We start from the raw sequence: 22,272 nt of genomic DNA on the forward strand, positions 1-22,272 counted from the left end.
GGCAAGATGACAAAAAAGAGATGCGTGAACACTTCCACTGCTTCACAAGCAGGTCAATCCTTCAAAACAAAGAAGGTTCCTGCAGAAAAAAATGCTAGTAAAACGACCTCAACTAATCTTTCAGCAAACGCAAATAATACCGTAGAAAAAACTATTAATAGCGCAAAAGCTGAAAATAAACAATCATCTACTTTACCTACAAATACTGTTTCGAAGCGAAATAAAGCAATAGACGGTTTAAGAGCTCTAGCAATTATTGGTATTGTATGCTTTCATATGCGTCCAAGCCTTCTTATGGGAGGATTCCTTGGAGTAACACTGTTTTTGGTATTGGCAGGATATTTTTGCACGAGATCAGTTCTGCGCTATTTAAACGCAGATGAAAACGCAAAAAATGCAAAAAATATCGAAGATAATAATAAAAATACTCAAGGAATCAGGCATTACTGGGAGTATTTACTAAAGCGCGTAAAAAGAATTTGGCCGCCAACACTTGGAATTATCGCTATAACAGCACCAATTATGTGGCTTTTTTCGCCAAGTCTACTACCAAAGTTACAAGCGGATGCTCTTTCAGGCTCCGGATTCTTTAGCAATATAATGTATGTTGCTCGTAAGCTTTCATATTTTGAACAGTCCGGACTACCTTCTCCTATCAAACATCTTTGGTATCTCGGACTTTTAATGCAGGCTTTTGTTATATGGCCTATTATCCTTGCTGCACTTATTAAATTCGTGCGTAGCAAGCTAATACGCATGTATATCACAGCAGGCTTAGCCATACTTTCTTCTATTCTTACTTTTACTTTTGCCTACTTATTTAACAATTACACAACTCCAGCTCGCGTCTACTATTCTCTAGATACGAGAGCATCAGAATTCTTAATGGGTGCAATGCTAGCAATGTACGGTGCTTGGTTTGCCAAACATTCATTCCACGCGTGGCTTATTCATGCATTACATTTGCTGATGGGCAAAAAGAACATATCGGTCAGCTTAGCTTCATCAGTTAAGTTAGATAGTAATGCAGATAGTAGTGTAGATAATTCAGCACTAACGAAAAAATCAGATAAAGCCTACGCAAATAACGAAAAAGTATTTGCTGAAGATGGAATACCTGCTGACTTGCGCGAAGGATTACAAATTGATTTATCAGATAATAGCGTAGCTCCAGATATACAAGAACTTCCAAATAACGCATTCAATAAGCCAAAAACTGTTTTTTATAATCCACTTCATGCATGGCAGAGATCTTGCATTGGACTATTGGCAACAATTGTGTTGTGCTACTGCTTCGTGTATGCAGAAGGCACATCTTCAGTATTTGTTTTTGGCGGATACACAATAACAGCAGCCGCTTGCACACTAATACTGTGGTCTTGCACGCAAACTGATAATATTTGCTCGAGAATATTTGCATGGGCTCCGCTCGCTTATATCGGCAGACGCTCTTTTGCAATTTATTTAGTTCACTTCCCTGTTCTTGAATTATTCAACCCAGCAAATAGAACAACTGCTGTATCTACAGGAGAGCAAGTCTTGCAAGCACTAGTAATAGTTGCACTTGCAGAATGCTTGTATCAATTATTTGAAAAGCCAATACAAGATCAACAATTATTTAAGCTTATTCGCTCTGTCTCACTAACTTTGTGCTGCATAATTATTGTGTCGTTAATTATCTTGCCAGTAAATTGGCAAGATATAGCTAAGCATAGGTCAATGCAGCTTCGCCCAGAATTGACAGCACAAGTAGAGCAATCTTCATCGTCAAATAAAAAACCTACTGCTTTTGACAAAACTAATTCTAAGCAAGAAACAAAAGAAAAAGCAGTTCCAAAAGGTGTGCAAAAGAATGTAGTAAAACAGTCTCTTCCACCTACACCATCGAAGTATCGCATTCTCTTCCCTATTGCGGAAAAAGTTCCACGAAATCTTGTTACTACTCATACGCGGATCGACAAACGACGCAATACTTGTTCCGTAAACTTAACTATGGTTGGAGATTCTATTACTGAAGGCGCTAAACCATATTTGATGCAAGTTATGCCTAACGCTTATATAGATGGAAAAGTGAGTAGACAAATTTTCCACGGAGCTGATGAATACGAGAAAGATATTTCGGTAAAACACGCTGGAGATGTGGTGATTTTCGCTCTTGGAACCAACGGTCCTCCTCATGACGATAGCGTGCTTCAACACATGGTTGATGTCGCAAAAGGTAGACCTGTTTATTTCGTTACCACACGAGTTCCGCAACCTTGGCAGGATGCAACGAACGATAGCTTACGCAAGTTCGCAGCAACTCATCATAATGTTGGCATTATAGACTGGCATGGTTTGAGTAATGGTCACTCGGAATATTTGACTGACGATGGAGTTCACTTAACTCCAATCGGCGGTCCACAATACGCGAAGATGATTCGTTTAGCTGTATGCGGCGGCTGAAAATTAGAGTTATAACGCGCTAAAACTTTTTAATACTGTTATTAAGCATAATAAATTGCGTTTTGCGTGGTGAAAATAGCTACGAAATATTACGATAGTATCTATGACTGAGTTGAGGACACTACGTGATTCGCAAGACGCTGGGGAAAGCGTATCTACTTGGACGAATCCTTTGCGCGATCCGCGTGATTTGCGTTTAGCTCGCATTGCGGGTCCGTGCAGCCTAGTAATTTTTGGCATTACTGGCGATTTAGCACGCAAAAAACTTATGCCAGCAGTATATGATTTAGCTAATCGCGGGCTTTTGCCTCCAGGATTTGGTTTAACTGGTTTTGCGAGACGCGATTGGACGGATGAACATTTCGTAAACTTTGTGCGCGAAAATATTGAGCAGCATTGCAGAACGCCATTTCGTGAGTCAACTTGGATTAATCTCGCTAAAGGCATACGTTTCGTACGCGGCACCTTTGACGATGCGTCCGCGTTTGAGCGTTTAAGCAAAACAGTGAACGAACTTGATCGAGACAGAGGTACTCGCGGAAATCACGCTTTTTACATGTCTATTCCGCCTTCCAGCTTCCCAGTTGTTGCCCAACAGCTTGCAGCATCAGGTCTTTCGCACTCTTCTGAGCATGCTTGGCGACGCGTAATTATTGAAAAACCTTTTGGCCACGATTTAGCAAGCGCACGAGAATTGGATCGCGTCGTTTCTGAAGTTTTTGATCCTAATTCTGTATTCCGAATTGACCATTATTTAGGCAAGGAAACTGTGCAAAACTTGCTGGCTTTCCGCTTTGCTAACGCAATGTACGAGCCGATCTGGAACGCAAATTACGTCGATCACGTGCAAATTACGATGGCTGAAGATATTGGCATTGACGGAAGAGCCGGATACTACGACGGAATCGGTGCTGCTCGTGACGTGATTCAGAACCATTTGCTTCAACTTATGGCTCTTACTGCTATGGAAGAGCCTGTAAGCTTCCGCGCTAGCGATTTGACTGCTGAAAAAACAAAAGTATTATCTGCAATCCGACTACCTCAAGACTTGGCTGCCAACACTGCTCGAGGACAGTATGCAGCAGGATGGCAGGGCTCTTACAAAGCTGTTGGATACTTGGAAGAACAAGGCATTGATCCTCAAAGCACTACTGAAACGTACGCTGCAGTGCGACTTGACGTTGATACTCGCCGTTGGGCTGGAGTTCCGTTCTACTTGCGAACCGGAAAACGTTTAGGCAAGCGCGTTACGGAAATTGCTGTTATTTTTAAGCGCGCTCCGCATTTGCCGTTTGAGTCTACTGCTGTGCGCGAACTTGGCAGTAACGCTATTGTGATTCGAGTTCAGCCGGATGAGGGCGTTACTATGCGTTTCGGCGCAAAAGTTCCTGGCGGCACAGCTATGGAAGTTCGAGACGTTTCTATGGACTTTAGTTACGGACGCTCTTTTACTGAAAGTTCCCCTGAAGCTTACGAGCGATTAATTCTTGACGTACTTCTTGGCGAACCACCGCTATTCCCAACTACGCAAGAAGTAGATTTAAGTTGGAAAATTCTTGACCCTATTGAGGAATTCTGGAGTTCGCTTGGCACACAACCGCAACCGTATCGCGCTGGAACGTGGGGTCCAGCAGAAGCTGATGCTATGCTTGCTCGAGATAATCGCCATTGGAGATTGCCATGATTATCAACCTTCCTGATACCAATACAAGCAAAATTGCAGCAAAAATCGACGAATTGCACGAAGAGCGCGGCGAATCCGCTACTGGTCGAGTGCTCACTTTGCTTATTGATACAACTCTTAAAGAATTAGAGCATGCACTTGATGCAGCAAACGCAGCTAGTCGCGAGCATCCTTGCCGAGTTATTGCAATGGTTCGAGATTGGTCTAGCGAACACGCTGCTGAGCGCGGTGAAGTTGTGCCAAATCTTGATGCTCAAGTGCGTTTCGGCGCAGATGCTGGAGCTGGTGAAATTATTATTTTGTATCCGCACAACGGTTTAGTTCGTCATCCGGATACGCTTGTTATTCCACTACTCGTGCCAGATGCGCCGATTGTTGCATGGTGGCCAACAAACGCTCCTGAAGATCCTGCTCACGATTTGCTTGGAGCTATGGCAAGTAGCAGAATTACTGACGCACAGCGAGCAGACGATACTCTTAAAACTGTGCAAAACTTGCGCAAAAACTGGTCTCCGCAAGATGCAGATTTGTCTTGGACACGCTTAACTCCTTGGCGCGCGTTACTTGCTTCTATGCTCGATCAACCTCCACATTTGCCTATTCTTAGCGCGAAGATTGTGGGTCCTACTCATTACGTATCTTTGCACTTACTGGCAGCTTGGCTTAAGAGTAGCTTGCATGTTCCTGTAGAAATAGTTGAAAATCCTGAAGCTCAAGCTATTACTTCCGTAACTTTAGAACGCGAGGATGGCACATTGTCACTCACTCGTCCTGCTGGCGGAGATCAAGCTTTGATTAGTCTGCCTGGACAGGCTGCACAACCTATTGCGCTTCCTATTCGCACTCTGGATGATTGCTTAAGTGAAGAATTGCGGCGCATTGATCCGGACGAAATTTATGCGCAGCTGGTTAGAGATAATCCTGCAGAAAATGCGTGAATCATTACGTGAAACAATTCGTGAAACATTTTCAATGGCATAAAAGGAACAACTATGACAAATAATGAAGTTACTTTTGCGCATAACGCAAGTATTTACGGATACGATAATCGCGATGTACTTGCAGCTGTTGCAGCACAACGCCTAGTAACGCTTATTATGGAATCACAAAATAATGTGCAAAATCTCAATAAACCATTCCATTTACTTCTTACTGGTGGTACAGATTCAATACGCATGTTCCAAATGCTTGTTAGCAATCCACTTTTACCAGCAATTAATTGGAATTTAGTGCATATTTGGTGGGCAGATGAGCGTTTCGTAGCTTATGATAGCGAGGATCGCAACGCGCGCAAGGCTCGCGAAATGTGTCTTAACTTACTTACTTCTAACAAAGCTTTGGCAGAATCTCATATTCACGAGATGCCTGCAGACGAGCGTAGCGCGGAGGAAATTGCAGCAGCCAGCGACGCTGAAAATGACGCTATTTTAGATGCTGCAGCGCGCGACTATGAGGAAGAAATTGTGAGCATATTTGGCAAAGAGCCAGTGTTTGATTTAGCAATTCTCGGTATGGGTCCGGATGCGCATATGGCTTCACTTTTCCCAGGATTACCGCAGGTTAATAATCGCGATCGCATTGTTGTTGGAGTAAATCACTCCCCTAAGTTGCCGCCTATGCGCTTAACTCTTACTGTTCCTGTATTAGCTCACAGTCGCTGCACTTGGTTTTTGACTGCCGGAGCAGAAAAGGGCGCTGCTTTAATGAATTCACTTTCGGGAGCTAATAATCCTGAATATCCTGCGTCTTTTGCAAACGGAACAGACGAAATCTCTTGGCTAACCACCGCAGAAACTTTGCAAGCTGCAATTAAGTAGCTTTCATAGCTTTCTAGCAACATGCATAATACTCAGAACAATAAATAACAGACCCCTGCATAATAATGCAAAGGTCTGTTATCTCTAAATATTATTTTTTAATCTTGCTTTACTTCTGGGCGATTAGGATCTGCCCACAAAGTGTGGAATACGCCTGGCTCGTCAATACGACCGTAAGTATGAGCACCGAAGAAATCACGCTGAGCCTGAATAAGCGAAGCCGGCAAACGCTTAGAACACAAACCATCGTAGTATGCAAGCAAGCTAGAGAATGCTGGCACAGGCACACCATGCTCAACTGCACGCGCAATAACACGACGCCAAGCAGCTTGAGACTTTTCAATTGCATCCTTAAAGTAAGGAGCAAAAAGCAAAGAAACGCTTGCTTCGCCGGACTCAAAAGCCTCAGAAACGCGGTTCAAGAACTGAGCACGAATAATGCATCCGCCACGCCAAATGCGAGCAACCGCAGCCTGGTCAATCTTCCAATCATGCTCAATTGCAGCAGCAGCAATCTCGTCGAATCCCTGAGCATAAGAAACAATCTTAGAAGCGTACAAGGCTTGGCGAATATCCTCAATAAACGCCTTACGCTCAGCATCGTTCAAATCAAAATGCACATCCGGACCAGTCAAACCTTGACTTTCGGCAGCTTCTCGCAAAGCAACCTGACTGGAAAGTCCGCGAGCAAACACGGCTTCAGCGATACCCGTAACTGGTATGCCAAGCGAAAGCGCAGATTGTACAGTCCAAGTACCAGTGCCCTTCATGCCAGCATGATCCACCATCATCTCAACCAAAGGCTTACCAGTCTTAGCATCCTTCTGGCGAAGCACATCCGCAGTAATCTCAATCAAATAAGAATCAAGCTCGCCCTTATTCCACTCGCTAAACACATCCGCGATTTCGTCGGACTTCATGCCCAAACCGCGAAGCATTAAATCGTAGCTTTCGGCAATAAGCTGCATATCCGAGTACTCGATGCCATTGTGAACCATCTTCACAAAATGACCAGCACCATCGGTACCAATATGCGTTACGCAAGGCTCACCTTCAGCAACAGCAGCAATAGACTCCAAAATAGGACCAAGAGTCTTCCAAGATTCCTCAGTGCCACCAGGCATCATCGAAGGACCACGCAAAGCACCTTCTTCGCCACCAGAAACACCGCAACCAACGTAATGAAGACCACGCGCGCGAATGTCACGCTCTCTGCGAATCGTATCTTCAAAATAAGAGTTTCCGCCGTCGACGATAATATCTCCAGGCTCCATAGCATTTGCAAGTTCTTCAATAACAGCATCCGTAGGAGCACCAGCTTTTACCATAATGATTGCGGTGCGCGGACGCTTGAGAGAAGCCACAAATTCTTCAACAGTTTTTGAAGGCACAAAAGCACCTTCACTGCCATGCTCATTCATTAAAGTTTCAGTGCGCGAATAATGACGATTGTAAACAGCTACTGTATTTCCATGATGCGCAAGATTACGCGCTAAATTCGAACCCATGGCAGCCAAACCAACAACACCAATATTTGCCTGAGCTTGAGTCATAATGACACCTCTTATCTTGTACTTGTTTTGTTATTTGCACGCATGCTTTGCGCACCCAAGCAATCTGCATTATCTACAAAATACACAATTTTTTATTTTGCGTTACGCCCCTTCAAGAAACGCACTTAATAATTTTATAGGCGGATATGCACAAGGCTTAACAATGTGCAAGTTAAGTAGTTTTAAATATAAATTTTGTGAAATAAATTACATTTTTAATCGTTAAAACTAAGCTCATATTTACTTCATAAAACACGACACGCTTACAAACACGCTATTTTTAGCTATTTTAATAATAACTATATATAGTGTTTACACAGTCGACACACCACTATAAATAGTGCTTATTCAGAGTAAGCTAACTACTTGGCTTTTGTCGATACAACACGGAATTGCAAAATTCCCCATCACCAGAGGAGATTGAAATGACTATCACAGTGTTTACTAAACCTCATTGCCCACAGTGTGATGCAACTAAGCGACAGTTCACAAAACTTGGCGTGAACTTCGAAACTGTAGACTTGTCAAAAAGCCCCGAATCACTCGAACAGTTAAAAAATGCAGGATACCGTCAAGCTCCAGTAGTCATTGCTCCCGACGCATCCTGGAGTGGGTACCGTCCAGATTTAATTGCGCAAATTGCGGATAAACTTGGAACTTCCGCAGAGGCAGCAAAAGAAGCATAAGAAATGTGTGAGCAAGAAAATATAACACAACAAAGCGAACCAGAATCTAGCGCACAAGGTGAATCAATCGGAGCTGTAGTCTACTTTTCCTCAGTTTCCGAAAATACGTTAAGATTTGTGCAAAATTGCGATTTTCCAAGCAATAACGTGAACGTATATCGCATACCGCTTCGTCCTAAAGAACCGGAATTAAACGTGCGCGAACCGTATGTTTTGATTGTTCCAACTTACGGCGGTGGAAATATTGCGAAAGCAATACCGATGCAAGTTCGCAAATTCTTAAATAATCGCGAAAATCGTTCGTTTATTCGCGGAGTAATTTCTTCCGGAAATACGAATTTTGGAGAAGCATATTGCGCTGCAGGTGATCAAATTGCAGGAAAGTGTGGAATCCCAAATATGTACTCGTTTGAACTTACGGGAACTGCAGAAGATATAGAAAAAGTAGCGCAGGGCATACCGAGATTTTTAAAACAACTCAAAGAAACAGAAGAAACAAAATAAACAAAACAAACGAAATAAGTAAAAGAAACAAAACAAAAAGCGTTTAAAAAAGCAAAAATAACGCATGAAGAAAGGAACAAACCCCATGAATAGCACGGATCCGATGAGCGAATCTACTTCGCTTAATCTTGATCACACTGATTCTGCAAGCGCAACTGCCAGTACAACAGCAGAGCGCATCCGCAACAGCCGCGACTACCATGTTCTTAACGCTATGCTCGGTCTTTTTGACCCAGAAAAAGGCATTCAGTTTGATAAAGATCAGGAAGCAGAAAAGCTTTATGTTTCGGGTTACGTGCAAGAACACAGCATGAAGTTTGCTTCCACTCGCGAGCGCTTGAACTATTTGATTGACAATTACTACTACAACGGCAACGTTTTCCACAAATATAGCGACGAGTTTCTAGATAAGTTCTATGAGCACGCAGAAGCCGCTCACCACACTTTCGGTACATTCTTGGGTGCTTTTAAGTTCTACACTTCTTACGCTTTGAAGACTTTTGACGGAAAGAAGTATTTGGAAAACTTCGCTCAGCGCGCAGCTGCAGTCGCTTTGGAACTCGCAGACGGCGATGAAAAAGCAGCGCTTAACTATTTGGACGAGATGCTTGCAGGCCGTTTCCAGCCAGCAACCCCAACGTTCTTGAATCTTGGCAAAGCTCAGCGCGGCGAAGCTGTGAGCTGCTTCCTTGTGCGTTTGGAAGACAACATGGAGTCTATTGCGCGCGGAATTAATTCTGCTTTGCAACTTTCTAAGCGCGGCGGCGGCGTGGCTCTGCTTCTTACGAATTTGCGCGAACTTGGCGCTCCTATTAAGCGAATCGAGAATCAGTCGAGTGGCGTTGTGCCTGTTATGAAGCTTTTGGAAGATTCATTCTCTTACGCTAATCAGCTTGGCGCTCGACAGGGTGCAGGTGCAGTGTATATTAGCGCGCATCACCCAGATATTATGCGTTTCCTCGATACTAAGCGCGAGAACGCAGACGAGAAGATTCGCATTAAGTCGCTTTCTTTGGGTGTTGTGATTCCAGATATTACTTTCGAGCTTGCTAAGCGTAAGGAAAAGATGGCTTTGTTTAGTCCTTACGATGTTGAGCGCGAATATGGCAAGCCTTTTGCAGATATTTCTGTTACCGAGCATTACGATGAGATGGTTGCAAATCCTCGTATTCACAAGAAGTACATCGACGCTCGCGAATTCTTTATGACGATTGCAGAAATTCAGTTCGAGTCTGGCTATCCTTACATTTTGTTTGAGGATACTGTGAATCGCACGAATCCTATTGAGGGTCGCATTACTATGAGCAACTTGTGCTCTGAGATTTTGCAAACTCAGGAAGCAAGCACTTATAACGCCGACTTGTCTTATAGCCACGTTGGTCGCGATATTTCTTGCAATCTTGGCTCTCTTAATATCGCTAAGGCAATGGATGGCGACTTGGACACAAGCGTTGATTTGGCTGTGCGTGCGCTCACTTCTGTTTCGGAGCATACTTCTATTGATTCTGTGCCTTCGATTCGTCGCGGTAACGCGGAAGGTCACGCTATTGGCTTGGGTCAAATGAATTTGCACGGTTTCCTTGCGCGTGAACACATGCAGTACGGAAGCGAGGAAGCTCTTGACTTTACAGACATGTACTTTATGACGGTTGCTTACCACGCTTATAAGGCTTCTCACGCTTTGGCTGTAGAGCGCGGCCACGCTTTTGCAAACTTTAAGACGAGCGCTTACGCTAAGCCTGCAGGAAAAGGCAACTACTTCGATAAGTACACAGATGGCAGCCGCTCGCTTGAGCCTAAAACTCAAAAAGTTCGCGATTTGTTTGCCCGTTTTAACGTTGCGATTCCAACCGTCAGCGATTGGGAGCAGTTGCGCGACGAGATTTTGAGCGATGGCATTTACAACGAGTATTTGCAAGCTGTTCCTCCAACTGGCTCAATCTCGTACATCAACCATTCCACAAGTTCAATCCACCCGATTGCTTCTCGCATTGAGATTCGCAAAGAAGGCAAGGTTGGACGCGTCTACTACCCTGCTGCATACATGACGAACGACAATATGCAGTACTTTAAGGACGCCTATGAGATTGGCTGGAAGGCAATTATTGACACTTATGCCGAAGCAACTCAGCATGTGGATCAAGGATTGTCGCTTACTTTGTTCTTCCCAGACACTACGACTACTCGCGATTTGAACAAGGCTCAGATTTACGCATGGCGTAAGGGCATTAAGACTCTTTACTACATTCGTATTCGCCAGAAGGCTTTGGAAGGTACGGAAATCGAAGGTTGCGTAAGCTGCACGCTGTAAGTCGTAACGCTGTGAATTTTTCGCACGCCAAATCAAAAACTTAAAAATTTTATAAAACGTAAACACAGAATCAGGAGTAATAATGACAGAACTCAGCCCAACCGAGCTTAGAAGTAGCCTCGATAAGCCTTTCGGCACAAATCGCGTAATCGCAGATGACGCTATGATGGCAGCTTCTATCACACCATCTCAGTACCGCTACCATCACGGATCGCGCGTACGCCCAGTTAATTGGAATAATATTGTTGACGACAAGGATTTGGACGTTTGGAATCGCCTTATTGCTAACTTCTGGCTTCCAGAAAAGGTTCCGCTGAGCAACGATATTCCTTCTTGGCGTTCCCTCACCGATCTTGAGCGCAAGACCACTACTCGCGTTTTTACAGGCTTGACTTTGCTTGATACCAGCCAGGCAACTATTGGCGAGCTTTGCCAGATTGAGCACGCTCGCACGGAGCACGAGCAGGCTATTTACACGAATATTGCTTTTATGCAGTCGATTCACGCTCGCTCCTACTCCTCTATTTTCTCTACTCTTTGCTCTAGCGAAGAGATTGACGAAGCTTATCGTTGGGCTGTTGGCAACGACGTTTTGCAGCAGCGCGTCACCACTGTGCTTTGCGAGTATGAGAGCGAAGATCCGCTTAAGCGCAAGATTGCTGCAACTATGCTTTCTTCGTTGCTTCTTTACGCGGGATTCTATCTTCCGCTTTACTTTGCTTCTCGCGGCAAGATGATGAACACTGCCGATATGATTCGCTTGATTTTGCGCGATAAGGCAATTCACGGCTATTATTCGGGCTACAAGTTCCAGCGCGGTTTGGAGCTTAGAAGCGAGAACGATAAGAAGAATCTTGAAAAGTTCACTATGAACTTGCTCGACACTTTGTATGATCTGGAAGTTGAGTATTCTGGTCAGATTTATGAAGGATTTGACTTCCACGATGACGTTTTTGACTTCGTGCGTTACAACGCTAACAAAGCTTTAATGAACCTTGGCTACCCTGCTAAGTACAGCGAAGAAGAAACTCACGTAAGCCCAGAAATTCTCGCTGCTCTTTCTCCTGCAGCCGACGAAAATCACGACTTCTTCTCCGGCTCTGGTTCCAGCTACATTATGGGCAAGTCAGTTGAAACCGACGACGATGATTGGGATTTCTAATCAAATAGTTGATTTACTAACTGATTTGCTGAATAACTGAATAACTAACTGATTGGTTAACTAATTAATTTAATTAGTTAACCAATTTTAATTTAGTTAGGTTAATTATTGCAGCTAAATAGAGTCTATATAAAAAGCTAAAAAGTCAGAAAGCAACACAGGTCACTCAGCCTTTATGGTACACTATGTGAAAAGGAACTGGTCTTGTTGATTCGTTTATGCAAAAATCGGCAGCGATTATCACTTCCTACTCACGTTCAAACCAAGATTTTTGAACTGAACTGAGCAGGCACTAAAGTTGGAGTTCAAGTTTATAAAGATGACTAACATCCGTTAGACGCATCTACAAGAAGAAAGAAATCCATTTATGGGGAAAATGACTTATAAAAAATTACTTTGTGTTGTAGTGCTCTTCAGCTCGCTAGTGGGGCTAGCAGCCTGCGGTAACTCCGAAGCAAACAAACCAGTACCAACAAAAATAAGCCGTCATTCTACCAAAAAACATTCAAAACCAATCAAAAAAGCCTCAAAAGAGAAAATCGCCGAAGCTTTTGTAAAGGGACAAGAAGGGACTTTGGAAGCCCTAGGTGAAACTAAACGCGTTATTTGGGACGCTTATCCTGATCAGTTGGCTTACGTTAAAGATGCTTTCTATCACTGGACTCTTCAAGACGACTGGTTCCAGGTTAACACTGGCCATTATATGGTTGTAGACCGTTTGAACAGTTCAGGCATCTTATTAAAGAAACTCCAAAAAGGCATGCCAGTTAAATTAAACGGCAAAGATTACAAAGTGGCGGATTATAAAGACTTTGAGGGTGGCGGAAGCTCGGATAAGTTGCTAAAAGTATTCAAAGAGTACGTTGAGCAATTCCCTAAATCTGCTTACTTTATTCAAACTTGTCTCGATGCCAGAACTTATGGCGGACAACGTTTAGTAGTTCTTGACGTAGCAAAATAGTAAACGATTTAGCAATATAACTTAGATTAGTTTCCAAATTTTGTTGTCTTGAAAATATTGCCTGTTCATCAATATCGTTGATGAACAGGCAATATTTTTTAACTGATTACGCGACTGTATCGCATAACTTTAATTGCACAGTCGCTATGCTATACGAGTTATCGTGGCAAAAATTGCAAAATTAGCAAAACTGCCACGATAACTTGGTATGTCACGCATTTGCTGGTTCTATTGCAATGCCTCCACCTAACGCTCGAACAACTTTCGCAATAGTTTGAAAGCTAGGATTGCCATCTCGTCTTAGGCTTTTGTAAAGGCTTTCCCTTCCAACCTCAGCTTTTTGAGCAATCTCTTTCATGCCTCGAGCTTTTGCAATATCGCCTATAGCAGCTTGCAACAAGCGAGGATCGTTAAGTTCTGCTGCAGCATTGAGATACGCAATAACATCATCATCGTCCTCAAGATACTCACTCGCATCCCATTTACTTATATTTACCATTTTTTCTCCTCAATTAATTGTGCGAGAAGTATCTTCGCTTGCTTAATATCTTTACTTTGACTACTTTTATCTCCACCAGCAAGTAATAGCATTAGTTTTAAGCCTTTTTGTGCAAAATACACACGATACCCTGGTCCAAAAGTGAAACGCAGTTCACTAATACCATTGCAAACTGGATGTAAATCACCTACTGGCTTACCTGCAATTTCACATAATCTCAGCCTCGCGTTAATTCGAGCTTTAGATTGAGTACCGCGAAAGTTTTTTCATCCAATTGCGATACTCATCTGTTTTAAGTATCTCCATAAAAGTATTTTATCCTGTAGGATACAGTTTTGCAATATAAGTAAACAATCATATCAGTTATCGTGACAGTTTTTGCTAATTTTGCAATTTCTGCCACTATAACGTATGTGTTTGGGTTGATTTTTGCAGCATAAAATTTCTACTGAGCCAAAAATAACAATTACAAGTATTGCCAATTTTACTGTGTCGCTAAAAATAGTTACAGCTGATTACATGACAGTATTTTTTTATTACACTGAGATCCATTGCACAATTTATTTGTGCAGCAAAATAGCGTTTTAAGTAAAGGAGTTATGCGGTGAAGTGCTTAGCAAAGACAGTAGCTGCAGTAGTTACAACAGTGACAATGTGTCGCAACCAGTGGTAGGTAAATCATTATGAAAAAGCAAATCTTGGCTTATTTTAAGCGACTTATCAAACGAGAAGCTACTTATATGCCGTTAACATTTATTGGCTTGCTTGGAATTTTTGCAATATTTAGTGGCAATACAATTGCTTACATTTCATCTCCAAATAGGTGGATTGAAACATTTGTTTTTACACTTATTGTTGCTTTTGCACGTGCCTTTATACCTGATAATCGTTATTGAACAATTTATTTCATGAAGATTAGCGAAATGCACACAGCACTTCGCTAATCTTCTATTTCATATTTTCTAAGTTATATTACGGTAGATTTTAATCCTATTTGGTTGTTTTTATTTATCAGTAACTTTTCGGTTACTGTCTAAGATGCTAATATGCAATATTCATAGATTACATTAAGAAGAAGGAATGTCATGAGTCAAGATTTTGGAGTAAAAAATTGGAATCCATCTGCTGCAGCAAATATTAGTAACGATGACGATAATCTTTCTGAAGAAGATTTTGATAAATTGGCTGCAGAGCTTGAGCAATTCTTTACCAAGTATGTAGTGTTAGAAAATAATAAGTTTGTAGTTCATGACGATGCGATTATTGCCGATGGTTATGAAGAATATTTAGAAGGCTTTCACATCTTAGCAGAAAAATTCACTGCTGGTCTTGAAGAGGACAGGTAGCGTAAATTAACCACGATAAAGCGAGAGTCTGATTGATACTAGTTTAGCGGAATAACAACATTGACCAACCATGCATCATCATCTTTTTGCGCGTTTAAAGATCCACCTAAACGTTCCACGGATTTTTTGTGGAATAGTAGTCCTTTGCCAAAAACAAGTCTTCCACCAAACTTATTCGACAACGAATTCATACACATTATTTTGCATTCTCGCTCATCAACAGTAACGTTCATAGAAAAGTCAACGCTAGTACTGCAATGCTTACGAATATTAGTAAGCAACTCACTGCACATGCGAATAGCACATTGAGCTTTTTCAGTACTAACAGTTGCAGATGCAGCAAAATCACCACTCCCCGAACTTTTATCAACCACTGTTAGAGAACCATAGTACCCAAGCTGCTCACAAATTTGCCGTTCAGCCTGTAAACGCGCACGAATATTGCATAAGAAATCAGCCAAATTCATGCAATCATTGCTATTAGAACTATAAACAAACTGCGTACTAGCAATATTTGAATCTAAAGAATCATCATACTTTTGTTCAGTTTGCTCAAGCAGGCTGATAACAAGTCTCGCTTTGGAAAGTGCATTACGCGAATGTTCAATAATCTGCTCTAACGATTCTTTTGTATGTTCATTGTTCTTAGCATATAAAGCATCCGTTGCAAGCAGTGTAATATCCGTAATCTCATTGTTCACATCGTCATGCAATTGCAACGCAACCGACGCAATATAAGACTGGAACTTACTCCGTACAATATCCATTTTTGCGCGATTATTTTCTTCCAACATGTTCAAATATTTGCGCAAAACGTAACCACAAATCATGGAAATAAGAATAAAACAAGGAAAAGTAAGCGAAATGTACGCAATTTTTGCAAAGTACATAATATTCAGCGAAACTATGTACGCACAAAGCAAATACTTCCACGAATCATAAAAGCCTGCAACAAACATGCTAGCAATCAGCGCAAAAAGCACGCAAGTTGCATTTACACCTGGTACTGCTAACGTTACGCAATACAAAATCGGAGTTACGAGTGATACTTGACGCGGAAAAGCAATCAAAAGAAATATTGCAAACATCCAAACGTATTGACACGCAGATTGCTGCGGGTTATGCCACAGCCCAGCTGTATTGCACGATTGCACATCCATTGACACTACAAGAATCGCCAATATTATGAATAAAGTTCGCTGAATTTTCCAGCTTTTAACCAACTCAATAACGCGCGAAAATGTTTTCATTAACATGCGTTATCCGTTTCTTGAGAAGGATTCGGATGATTCTGAAGCGAATTATTAAAATATTGCAGATTGCTAGTTTGCTCACGATTTTGCATTGCAGCAAACGCGGATATTGCTTGCACTCGGTTAGAAACATGCAATTTTTTGTAAATCCTATGAATATGCGTGTTAATAGTGTTTGGCATAAGACCAAGTTGAGCCGCAATCTGATTTGTTGTGCAACCTTTAGAGAGCAGATCCATGATTTTTAGTTCTTGAGGCGGCAAAACGCTACGCGACCTTGATTTAGAAAGCCTAATAAAAGATTCTTGCGGAGTAGCAAAATCGTAAGCAACATCTCTAACACATCGGCAGCCATACACCTTCTGATTATCGCAATATTGCAAAGCTTCTGCTAGTCCTTTGAAATTGTCTTTAGCAACCATTGCCTGCCCACCAACTTGCGCTACTGACGAAGCGTAGGATCTACAGTCATACGAAGTCATACCAATTAAAATAATGTTATTGTTTTTCTCGCGAATTGCGCGTATTACCTCTACTCCAGACATGTCTTTCATTGACATATCAATCAAAATATAATCCGGAGTCGTTTTTGTTACTTGGCAATATTTCAAAGCTTGCACGCCTGATTTTACGCACCATTTGCACACGTACTCGCTTGGCAAAAGCTTGCTGAGCACGTTTCGCATAACCGCTAAAACTAGTGGGTCGTTATCTACTATTGCATACGTTTTTTGCATAATGGCTTTCTTGCAATCTTATGCTACTTTTCTTATATTCTACTTTATAAGCATGCGCAAAGTAGGGCAAATCGTGTAGTAATAAATGATTACAAGTAATGCATGTAAGTCAAATGTGATTATAATAAGTAACAATATGCAGCTTTTAGTTGCGTTGAAAATTCATTTTCAATATTGATTGCAGCAGGATTATATGACAAAACGATTAGTAGTATTGCACTCCGCAGAAGTAGCTGCGATGGCACTTGCCTCAACAGCTGCTTTTATGCGTAGCTTTGGCTTTTTCGTTTTGTGGCTTGTTTTAGGACTTCTTTCTGTTGCATTGTATTCTTATGCATATTTTTTCTTGCGCAAAAGCGTTATTAAAGCAAAAAATGCGTATATAGGAAATAATATATCTAATCTTAACGGCGCAGGCGCTAACAGCATAAGTAGTGATGTTGAGAATATAGAAAACAACAAAGATTACATAACAACTCTTGAGCAAAAACGCAAAAAAGTCGAATCACAAAATAAGCAAATACTTAGTAATTATCTAAATAATTTAACAAATATTATTTCATGCTTTATTTGTGGGCTTATTCACGTTCCTTGGATTTATTACTACGGAATTGCAAATGGCGTCTTAACATTGGTGATTTTGTGGCGAGTAATAAAGCGTCCACAAGGTCACCCTATTGATGAAAGCGATTTGTAAAGATTTAAGACTTATTGGCAATCTACCATTACGTTGAGTATTAAGTTTTGAGTACATCATATTGCTGCAAAGAATTGCAATATTTATACTAGAAATACAAAATACATACGAACGAGAAGCAATGTACATGAATTAGCTACAATGCTCACAAACAAAACAGCAAATTGGAAAGAAGGCAACTCATGAGCAAGAACTCTATAAAAGTTATTAAAAAAACGCTTATTTGGATTCTTAAGTGGGCATTATTTACAGCAGTTGAGTTCCTTCTTTTGTATGTTGCAATTATTTCTTGGAATCATGATTTTGCACAGTTCATGGACGAATACAGTGATGCTATTATTCCATTTATGGCAGCAACCGGAGCCATGGCAGCAACAATGATTCGCGACGAAGGCACTATTCTTGAAGTCAAAGATTAAGGTGGTTGTAGATTATTTTGCGGATGCGATTGAAGCCTCTTGGCGAGCAACGTCAAGTGCTTTGTTGAAGGCATCGCTAGTCCAACTTGCTCCAGCAACAACTGAAATATGCAAATCTTTCAACGGCTTTCCAACGATTTTTCCTGGAATAGCCTTTGAGAATGCATCCATATGGCCTCTTGAAATCGGCGTAAACGGATGAGGCGTCATTTGCACATCGCTAACATTCCCATTTGCAACGCTTAAGCGCACATCGAAACTGTCTTCTGCAACCGGACCATACGTAGCTTTGACTTTATAGTCGCCATCTTTGTAATTGCCAGTGTCTGTTTTAGGCTGATTCTGCTGGTTCTGAGAATCCTCACTTTGCGCAGAAGATTTAGATTGCTGAGCACCAGCATCGTACTTTCCAGAAGGATTACCGCCATCATCCGCGCTTTGACCAGAATTACCAGCGAACTCATCGTTCATTGGTACAGCACTCGGCTCACCGCAAGCAGACAACATAGCAGACGATGCAGCTACAATTGCAAGCGTAGCAACAGTTTTTGCAACTTTTTTGGATTTCAAATCGTCGCGTGAAACATCGTGAAACATATTATCTGAAACCATAAAATCATCGCCTTCAAATCTTGTATATTTTAAAACCCACGCAACTAATCATCTAAATTCGCTAATTTAGGCGACTTAGTAGGCTCATGGTCTTGCAAAGCTTCCACAACACTTTCATCAAGGTGAGCACTCGTAAACGCAGGCTTGCCACCAATCGCCTCATACGCTTTGCGAGCATCCTCGTTATTCCAACGCTCACCAACAAGCACACCGTGGTTGAGCATAATTTCTCGATCTGCACATTGAGCAACCAAAGAATCGTGAGTTACAACAATAATCGTCGTACCTTGATTGTGCAGCTGCTTAAACAAGTCGAGCACAATCTGCTCATTTTTTTCATCCAAATTACCAGTCGGCTCATCCGCAAGAAGCAACTTAGGGCAGTTGATAAGTGCACGAGCAACGCAAACACGCTGCTGCTCGCCGCCAGAAAGCTGGCTTGGCAGATGGTGAGCGCGATCCTTCAAGCCCACGCGATCCAAAGCGTCCATTGCTTGAGCTTCGTCAACAACAGAATGATAGTATTGCGCAACCATCACATTTTCAACAGCTGTTAAATGCGGAACAAGATAAAACTTTTGAAAAACTAAACCGATTACGTTTTTACGAACGTCAGCGAGTTGACCGGCATTCAAATCCTCAAGTTTGCGACCTTGCAAAGACACGGAACCTTTAGATGGTGAATCCATGCAGCCAATAATGTTCATTAACGTTGTTTTGCCAGAACCACTGGAGCCAACAATAGAAAGCCACTCGCCTTCTGGCACAGTGAGCGACAAATCGTCAACAGCTCGAAGAGATCCGTAAATCTTGGAAATATGATCCAACGTCAACAGCATTTTTGGCTTAGACTCCGCGCTATCTAACTTATTTTCTATATTCTCTGTCATATTAAATCCTTAACTAATCACTCTAAAATCACTCTAAAAGCTATTCTTCTCGAAGCACAATCGCAGGGTTGATCTTTGAAGCACGCAAAACAGGCGGCAATGCAGCAACGCAAGACGCAGCAACGCTAAATACAATAGAGAACACGACTAGCCACCAATTCACGCCCAAATCTCTCGAGAACACCATTGCAGCAAGCAAGCGCGCAAACACATACCCTACCGCAGTACCAGCAATACCGCCAACGAAGCCATATACTCCAGCTTCAGCAGTAAACTCCACGCCAATACTCCGTGCGCTCGCACCCAAAGCTTTGCGCAAACCAATTTCATTTCGACGCTGCTGCACAATCGAAGAAATCGTAGTGCTCACGCCAACCATCATCAATACTAGAACAACTAGCGATACAATGCAGAACAGGCTGCGAAGCATAGTGATAATACCAGTGTCAGCAGCAGTAACTTTAGTAACTTGCTGAGCGCGCACGCGCATAGAAGTCATGTCGTTAATACTTCTCACAACCGCATCAACGCTAGGTGAAGAAGACGAGTAAGCAATTACATCTGCTCCACGCTTAACTCCCGTAAGAGAATTTACATCTGCGTTTAGCGCATATAGCATAGAATCCTCTGCACCGCCTGTATCCAAAATGCCACAAACGCGGAAAGTTGTGCCGTGAGTATCCATAATATCCGTTGAGACTCTGCCTTCAACGAGCTTTTGTTGAGATGAATTTTGCGCAGACTGATCTGAAGAATTTGCAGAAGAATTTTGCGCTTGATTCTCTGCTGGCTTATCTGCAGACTGATTTGTAGACTTATTTGCAGACTTCTCTGCTGGCTTATGCGAGCCGGCAGTATTATCCGAAGATCTATATGCAATCGCAATTCGAGAACCTATTTTTAAGCCCATCGCAAGAGCTACATCTCGCCCAACCATAACATTTCCACTGCTAGGCCAAGAGCCGTCTACATTCCAATGCTTATTAAGCGACTTTACTGAACGAACGTCTATTCCTGCTAAAACATACGGAGCTGCGTTAATACGCACGTTTTCGTAACGATATGTAGCAGATCGCATAGCACCTTTTGCAAGAACCATATCGTTTGTGTGCAAAACCATCGCGCGATCAATACCGTTTTTCCACTCACCCTCAATTGGAGTTACGATAATATTCGCTCCATAAGCACGCATTTCATCGCTCATTTGCTGAGGCACAACCAGGCAGATTGCAGCTAAACAAAACAGCGTAGCAGCACCAACAAGCGTTGCAATAACAGCCATCAAAGCACGCGATTTTCTACGAAATACCGCGCTAAATAGCATGGTAATAAACATAGAATTGTTGGAAGTCATATAAGATTTACCTGCCATGAAGCACCTCCGCAGGACGCACACTCAAAATCGAACGAATCGACGAGCCTGCAGCCGCAAGCACAGTCAACGCAAGCAGCACGAACACTAGAACAAATACCATTGGTCGGAACAAAATCGAAGAGCCAAACACTGTGAAACCAATAATCTGCGCCACCGCAAATCCCAAAGCCATGCCGAGTAACGTTCCACCAAACGCAATAACCGCAGTTTCCATAAGCATAAGACGAGCAACAGCACCATCACGTGCACCCAAAGCCTTAAGCAATGCAAGCTCGCCAGAACGCTCAGAAATTGAAGCAGCCATAAGATTCGCCACAGCAACAGCAGCAGCAATTAAACTCAACGCAGTCATCAAAACCATAACAGCACGCGTCTTATTTAATACGTTACCCTGCAACGCCGCAACTTGACGAACCTGCTTTGCAACAGCTCCAGGAATTACCTCCTCAATTTGGTAAGTAATCGAACTCGGGTAAGCCGTGCAATACCAAGTTTCCCACTCTTCCTGGCTTAGCACTGCCGGATTTTTAGCAGCCTTTCGCGCTAAATCATTTTCAGGAGTAGTAAGCGCCTTTACTTCAATCGAATCAACCTTATTCGGCTTATTTGCAAGGCTTTGAGCATCGCTAGAACCTGCGTAGATTGCGTTATTGTCGTCGTCGCCAGAATCGTATACGCCAACCAAGCGCAACGAAACCTCGCGTTCGTCACGAATCAAACGCAAACGCTGGCCAAGTTTTAAGTGCAAACGCTCAGCTAGCTGCGCACCTACCATTGCTTCAGATTTATTATCTTTTGCCCAACGACCTGCATTAATCTTCCACCAAGAGCGCAAACCTCTAACACCAACAACTGTTGTTTCCCCGGAAGCGAGCGCAAGCTTACGATTAAACCAAGTTCCAATAATAGGCACTACCAAATCGCCAGAAGATTTCGCTTCAAGATTTGCATGAACAATTATTTTCGGCGCAAAATTAGTGATATTAAACGCCCAGAAAATCATTTTTATTTTTGCAGCATCAGATTCTTTTAGCGAAGCAGTAGACTCGTGGCTTTCCGCAGCCTTTAAACTCTCAGAACCATTAGTATCAATCTGCTCTCGAGAAGCATACAAATCATTTACAACAGCGCTAGATTTTGGCTGAACCACAATATTTGAACCATATGAACTCAGCTCTGCGTTAATTTTGTCTCCAACGTCATACACAACGCTAAGCATTGACACGCTAACGCACGCGCTTAAGCACACTACGAGCGCAATTAACACACGCTTTTTCAATTGCCGCACAAGAGATCGAGCAACCATGCGCATCATAAACAT

At 42.3% G+C, this 22,272-nt stretch carries 22 protein-coding genes; 13 read left to right on the forward strand and 9 right to left on the reverse strand.

What is annotated here, in order from left to right; genetic code table 11:
* Positions 1–24 precede the first annotated feature (24 nt).
* The 4 genes from HXT48_RS06535 to pgl all read left to right on the forward strand — a co-directional run bounded on the left by HXT48_RS06535 (position 25) and on the right by pgl (position 5,946).
* Positions 25–2,445, forward strand: coding sequence for an acyltransferase family protein (locus HXT48_RS06535; RefSeq protein WP_081378953.1), 2,421 nt, complete (start codon positions 25–27; stop codon positions 2,443–2,445).
* A 103-nt stretch (positions 2,446–2,548) separates the two neighbouring features.
* Positions 2,549–4,129, forward strand: coding sequence for a glucose-6-phosphate dehydrogenase (gene zwf, locus HXT48_RS06540; RefSeq protein WP_421793041.1), 1,581 nt, complete (start codon positions 2,549–2,551; stop codon positions 4,127–4,129).
* Positions 4,126–5,067, forward strand: coding sequence for a glucose-6-phosphate dehydrogenase assembly protein OpcA (locus HXT48_RS06545; protein ID WP_004109831.1), 942 nt, complete (start codon positions 4,126–4,128; stop codon positions 5,065–5,067). Before zwf ends, HXT48_RS06545 begins: the two co-directional genes overlap by 4 nt.
* Positions 5,068–5,121: 54 nt before the next feature.
* A complete protein-coding gene (gene pgl, locus HXT48_RS06550; RefSeq protein WP_102155482.1) occupies positions 5,122–5,946 on the forward strand; it encodes a 6-phosphogluconolactonase in 825 nt (274 codons plus the stop codon).
* A 98-nt stretch (positions 5,947–6,044) separates the two neighbouring features.
* On the opposite strand, the gene gndA is transcribed toward pgl, so the two are convergent.
* On the reverse strand, positions 6,045–7,499 hold the full coding sequence (gene gndA / locus HXT48_RS06555; protein WP_421793042.1) for an NADP-dependent phosphogluconate dehydrogenase: 1,455 nt from the start codon (positions 7,497–7,499) through the stop codon (positions 6,045–6,047).
* Positions 7,500–7,924: 425 nt separating this feature from the next.
* Here gndA and nrdH point away from each other — a divergent pair, with 425 nt between their 5' ends.
* The 5 genes from nrdH (at position 7,925) to HXT48_RS06580 (ending at position 13,123) form a co-directional block, all read left to right on the forward strand.
* Positions 7,925–8,185 carry a glutaredoxin-like protein NrdH gene (gene nrdH / locus HXT48_RS06560; RefSeq protein ID WP_012913782.1) on the forward strand — a complete coding sequence of 87 codons (261 nt, stop codon included), beginning with the start codon at positions 7,925–7,927 and terminating at the stop codon, positions 8,183–8,185.
* Between the two features lie 3 nt (positions 8,186–8,188).
* The gene (nrdI, locus tag HXT48_RS06565) at positions 8,189–8,689 is read left to right on the forward strand and encodes a class Ib ribonucleoside-diphosphate reductase assembly flavoprotein NrdI (RefSeq protein WP_004109846.1); all 501 of its coding nucleotides are present in this window, start codon (positions 8,189–8,191) and stop codon (positions 8,687–8,689) included.
* Between the two features lie 85 nt (positions 8,690–8,774).
* Positions 8,775–11,000 carry a class 1b ribonucleoside-diphosphate reductase subunit alpha gene (gene nrdE / locus HXT48_RS06570; RefSeq protein ID WP_421793043.1) on the forward strand — a complete coding sequence of 742 codons (2,226 nt, stop codon included), beginning with the start codon at positions 8,775–8,777 and terminating at the stop codon, positions 10,998–11,000.
* An 82-nt stretch (positions 11,001–11,082) separates the two neighbouring features.
* Positions 11,083–12,162 carry a class 1b ribonucleoside-diphosphate reductase subunit beta gene (gene nrdF, locus HXT48_RS06575; protein ID WP_012913780.1) on the forward strand — a complete coding sequence of 360 codons (1,080 nt, stop codon included), beginning with the start codon at positions 11,083–11,085 and terminating at the stop codon, positions 12,160–12,162.
* 367 nt (positions 12,163–12,529) lie between these two features.
* Positions 12,530–13,123, forward strand: coding sequence for a hypothetical protein (locus HXT48_RS06580; protein ID WP_004109871.1), 594 nt, complete (start codon positions 12,530–12,532; stop codon positions 13,121–13,123).
* Positions 13,124–13,334: 211 nt separating this feature from the next.
* On the opposite strand, the gene HXT48_RS06585 is transcribed toward HXT48_RS06580, so the two are convergent.
* Entirely contained in the window at positions 13,335–13,622 is a 288-nt protein-coding gene (locus tag HXT48_RS06585; RefSeq protein ID WP_421793044.1) for an addiction module antidote protein, read from the reverse strand.
* The gene (locus tag HXT48_RS06590) at positions 13,616–13,855 is read right to left on the reverse strand and encodes a type II toxin-antitoxin system RelE/ParE family toxin (RefSeq protein WP_219705551.1); all 240 of its coding nucleotides are present in this window, start codon (positions 13,853–13,855) and stop codon (positions 13,616–13,618) included. The genes HXT48_RS06585 and HXT48_RS06590 overlap by 7 nt, the downstream gene beginning before the upstream one ends.
* Before the next feature lie 450 nt (positions 13,856–14,305).
* Between HXT48_RS06590 and HXT48_RS06595 the strand changes: the two genes are divergently transcribed.
* On the forward strand, positions 14,306–14,518 hold the full coding sequence (locus HXT48_RS06595; RefSeq protein ID WP_004109881.1) for a hypothetical protein: 213 nt from the start codon (positions 14,306–14,308) through the stop codon (positions 14,516–14,518).
* Positions 14,519–14,707: 189 nt separating this feature from the next.
* Positions 14,708–14,968 (forward strand): hypothetical protein, encoded by a 261-nt coding sequence (locus tag HXT48_RS06600; protein WP_012913776.1) that lies wholly within the window; start codon positions 14,708–14,710, stop codon positions 14,966–14,968.
* A gap of 38 nt (positions 14,969–15,006) precedes the next feature.
* Here HXT48_RS06600 and HXT48_RS06605 read toward each other — a convergent pair whose 3' ends face one another.
* Entirely contained in the window at positions 15,007–16,224 is a 1,218-nt protein-coding gene (locus tag HXT48_RS06605) for a histidine kinase dimerization/phosphoacceptor domain-containing protein (RefSeq protein WP_012913775.1), read from the reverse strand.
* Complete coding sequence (locus tag HXT48_RS06610; protein ID WP_012913774.1) at positions 16,218–16,958, reverse strand: response regulator transcription factor; 741 nt, start codon at positions 16,956–16,958, stop codon at positions 16,218–16,220. Before HXT48_RS06610 ends, HXT48_RS06605 begins: the two co-directional genes overlap by 7 nt.
* Positions 16,959–17,151: 193 nt before the next feature.
* Between HXT48_RS06610 and HXT48_RS06615 the strand changes: the two genes are divergently transcribed.
* Together HXT48_RS06615 and HXT48_RS06620 are read left to right on the forward strand one after the other, a co-directional pair.
* Entirely contained in the window at positions 17,152–17,655 is a 504-nt protein-coding gene (locus HXT48_RS06615) for a hypothetical protein (protein ID WP_012913773.1), read from the forward strand.
* Between the two features lie 182 nt (positions 17,656–17,837).
* Positions 17,838–18,074: a hypothetical protein gene (locus HXT48_RS06620; protein WP_162861111.1), complete on the forward strand. Its 237-nt coding sequence runs from the start codon at positions 17,838–17,840 to the stop codon at positions 18,072–18,074.
* Positions 18,075–18,086: 12 nt separating this feature from the next.
* Here HXT48_RS06620 and HXT48_RS06625 read toward each other — a convergent pair whose 3' ends face one another.
* From HXT48_RS06625 to HXT48_RS06640, 4 genes are read right to left on the reverse strand one after another with little or no spacing between them, the layout of a single operon-like run.
* A complete protein-coding gene (locus HXT48_RS06625; protein WP_103013773.1) occupies positions 18,087–18,686 on the reverse strand; it encodes an FMN-binding protein in 600 nt (199 codons plus the stop codon).
* A 44-nt stretch (positions 18,687–18,730) separates the two neighbouring features.
* Positions 18,731–19,576, reverse strand: coding sequence for an ABC transporter ATP-binding protein (locus HXT48_RS06630; protein ID WP_103013772.1), 846 nt, complete (start codon positions 19,574–19,576; stop codon positions 18,731–18,733).
* 40 nt (positions 19,577–19,616) lie between these two features.
* Positions 19,617–20,948, reverse strand: a complete 1,332-nt coding sequence (locus HXT48_RS06635; protein ID WP_421793045.1) for an FtsX-like permease family protein — start codon at positions 20,946–20,948, stop codon at positions 19,617–19,619.
* Positions 20,938–22,272, reverse strand: coding sequence for an ABC transporter permease (locus HXT48_RS06640; protein WP_102155493.1), 1,335 nt, complete (start codon positions 22,270–22,272; stop codon positions 20,938–20,940). The genes HXT48_RS06635 and HXT48_RS06640 overlap by 11 nt, the downstream gene beginning before the upstream one ends.

This window comes from Gardnerella sp. KA00127 (assembly GCF_049244125.1).
GTDB classification, from domain to species: Bacteria; Actinomycetota; Actinomycetes; order Actinomycetales; family Bifidobacteriaceae; genus Bifidobacterium; species Bifidobacterium swidsinskii.